Below are 2,967 nucleotides of genomic sequence, written 5' to 3'. Positions count from 1 at the left end.
AGGCCGGCCCGTCCTCGGTGGCGCAGGCGGCGGCGAAGGCCCGGAGCCCGGTCTCGGCGGCGACGGCGGCTTCGATGCCGAGCCGCGCCGCGGGGGCGCTGTGGTCGACGGCGCCGTCGAGGACGAGCCGGCCGGTGCGCTCGGGGAACTCCTCGGCGTAGCGGGCGCCGAGGTGGGTGCCGTAGGAGAAGCCGAGGAAGTCCAGCCGGCGCTCGCCGAGGGCGCCGCGCAGCACGTCGAGGTCGCGGGCGGTGTCGCGGGTGCCGAGGTGCGGGAGCAGGTCGGCGTGCCGGGCGCGGCAGGCCTCGGCGAGGATCCGGGCGTGGTCGTAGGCCGGGTCGTCGGTGGCGTTCCACTGGTCGCGGGTGCGGTCGTCCAGGCAGTGGACGGGGGTGGTGTCGCCGGCGCCGCGCGGGTCGAAGCCGACCAGGTCGTACCGGTCGTGCAGCGGCCCCTGGTAGCTCTGCCAGCCCCAACGGACCATGTCGACACCGGAGTTGCCGGGGCCGCCGGGGTTGAGCAGCAGGGCGCCGAGCCGCCGCTTCGGGTCGGCGGCGGGCACCTTGGCGAGGGCGACGTCGACGGTGCGCCCGCCCGGGTCGGCGTAGTCCAGCGGGACCTTGAGGGTGGCGCACCGCACGGCGGCCGCGTCCTGGTCGCCGTCGTCCTCGCCGGGGCAGTTCCGCCAGTCGATCCGCTGGTCGTAGAGCGCGCGCAGGGCGGGGGCCGCGGTGGCGGCGACCCGTTCGTCCAGCGGCGGGCGGACGGCCGGACGGGCGGAGCCCGTGCAGCCGCTCGACAGCGCGAGGGCGAGGGCGGCGGCGAGGGCGGGCACGGCGCGCCCGGCCGACCGGGGGAGCGGGGAGATCATCGGGGCCACCGCCCACGAATACCACCCGGCCCGCGCCCGGCCGTCACCGGGGGCACACCGCGCCCGCCCTCCGACGGCGTGAATTGACGTTTCGTCAGCCGCCGCACAGCTGGAGCATGGTCTTCTTGTCCGCCTCGGTGACGGGCAGCTGGTACTTCAGCGAGACCTGGGCGAAGCGCACCGCGTAGGAGCAGCGGATCTCGGCGTTGGCGGGCAGCCAGGAGGCCGGACCGGAGTCGCCCTTGGAGGCGTTCTGCGAGCCGTCGGCGGGGATCAGGTTCAGCGGGTCGTTGGCGATCTGGACGCGCTTGGCCTTGTCCCACTTGCTGGCGCCCATCTGCCAGTCGTAGGAGAGCGGCATCACGTGGTCGATCTGGATCTTGGAGGCCTGCTGCTTGGTCCACTGGACGCTCTTGCCGGTGTACGGGTCCCAGATGGTCATCGCGGTGACCGTGCAGTCCGAGCCGTCCTTGTGCTCGACGGCGGTGCCGTCGCGGGCCAGCAGGTCGTTGCGGGTGTCGCACTTGTTGCCGCCGAACGGGACGCCCTCGACGTTGTCCGTCCAGGCGGGGCCGAACTCGTTGCGGTCGTAGCCGTCCTTGGTGCCGACGGCGGCGGTGGTGACCTTGGCGATGACGTCCCGCCCGGCCTTCTGCTCCTCGGGGGTGGTCAGCGGCGCCAGGCCGGGCTTGGTGCCGTCCGGGTTCTGCAGCGGGCTGGTGCCGGTGGCCCCGGCGGCGGCGGTGCCGCCGTTGGCCTTGGGGCCGGTCGACTTGTGGTCGCGGCCGCCGATCAGCCAGCCGACCAGCGCGAGCGCGCATATCAGGAACACGGTGGCGGCGGACAGGGTGGAGCGGCGGGCGGGCACGGGGAACTCCGGAGGTCAGGGGCGGGTTGACGGCAAGCCAGCAGACCAGCCGCCCGGGGGGAGGTCAAGCCGACGCCACGCGATCCCGCCGAGCATGTCGAAGCTCACACCCGCTCACCCCCTGGTCCGGGCCCCAGCCCCGGCCGCGTCGTCAGCCGCCGATGGCGGACATCGGGCGGTCGGGCCGGACGAACTCCGCGCTGCCGACGGCGTGTCCGGGCCCCTTGCCCGCCACCGCGGCCCGCCAGGCCGCCTCGATCGCCGCGTCGTCCGCCCCGCCGCGCAGCAGCGCCCGCAGGTCCGACTCCTCCGTCGCGAACAGACAGGCGCGCAGCTGCCCGTCCGCCGTCAGCCGCACCCGGTCGCAGCCGCCGCAGAACGGCCGGGTGACGGAGGCGATCACGCCGACGACCGCGTCCGTACCGGCGATCCGCCACTCCTCCGCCGGGGCGTTGCCGGACCGGCCGACGGGGACGAGGTCGAACCGCTCCCCCAGCGCCGCCAGGACCTCCGCCGCCGTCACCATCGCCGAACGGTCCCACGCCCCTTGCGCGTCCAGCGGCATGGACTCGATGAACCGCATCCGGTACCCGTGCCCGACGGCGAACTCCACCAGCTCCACGATCTCGTCGTCGTTGACCCCGCGCACCGGCACCGCGTTCACCTTCACCGGCCCCAGCCCGGCCGCCCTCGCCGCCGCCAGCCCCGCGAGCACGTCACCGATGCGGTCCCGGCGGGTGATCGCGGCGAAGCGCTCCGGACGCAGCGTGTCCAGGCTGACGTTCACCCGCCCCAGCCCCGCCGCCGCCAGCCCGGCCGCCGCGCGCGCCAGCCCGATCCCGTTCGTGGTCAACGACACCTCGGCCCCCAGCGGGGCGATCCGCCCGACCAGCCCCGCCAACCCCCGCCGCAGCAACGGCTCCCCGCCCGTCAGCCGGACCGACCGCACCCCCAGCCGCTCCACCGCGATCCGCACCAGCCGGACCACCTCGTCGTCCCCCAGCAGCCCGGCGCGCCCCAGCCAGGGCAGCCCCTCCGCCGGCATGCAGTAGGTGCAGCGCAGGTTGCAGCGGTCGGTCAGCGAGACCCGCAGATCGGTGTGGACCCGGCCGAAGCGGTCCACCAGCGGGGGCGGGGCCTCGATGTCGTGCGGTCGTGTGTCGTACGGAGGCGTGGTGCGCGGGGCGGGGTTGTACGGGGCGGTGTTCATCGGCCCAGTACAGGCGGG

General features: G+C 75.3%; 3 protein-coding genes. All 3 read right to left on the bottom strand.

Annotated elements, in window-relative coordinates; all coding sequences use genetic code 11:
- On the bottom strand, positions 1 to 871 hold an 871-nt coding region (locus tag AE652_RS38515), incomplete at its 3' end, for an alpha/beta fold hydrolase (protein WP_049660076.1).
- A gap of 94 nt (positions 872 to 965) precedes the next feature.
- A complete protein-coding gene (locus AE652_RS38510; RefSeq protein WP_049660074.1) occupies positions 966 to 1,739 on the bottom strand; it encodes an HNH endonuclease family protein in 774 nt (257 codons plus the stop codon).
- A 151-nt stretch (positions 1,740 to 1,890) separates the two neighbouring features.
- Positions 1,891 to 2,949: a GTP 3',8-cyclase MoaA gene (gene moaA / locus AE652_RS38505; RefSeq protein ID WP_082346248.1), complete on the bottom strand. Its 1,059-nt coding sequence runs from the start codon at positions 2,947 to 2,949 to the stop codon at positions 1,891 to 1,893.
- Between the last annotated feature and the right edge of the window lie 18 nt (positions 2,950 to 2,967).

It is taken from the genome of Kitasatospora sp. MY 5-36, from assembly GCF_001182915.1.
GTDB lineage: Bacteria > Actinomycetota > Actinomycetes > Streptomycetales > Streptomycetaceae > Kitasatospora.
This window is presented reverse-complemented; position numbering and strand designations above follow the sequence as displayed.

Excerpts from the sequence above, each read along its gene's own strand:
- moaA (WP_082346248.1), bottom strand. The coding sequence starts at position 2,949 with ATGAACACCGCCCCGTACAACCCCGCCCCGCGCACCACGCCTCCGTAC.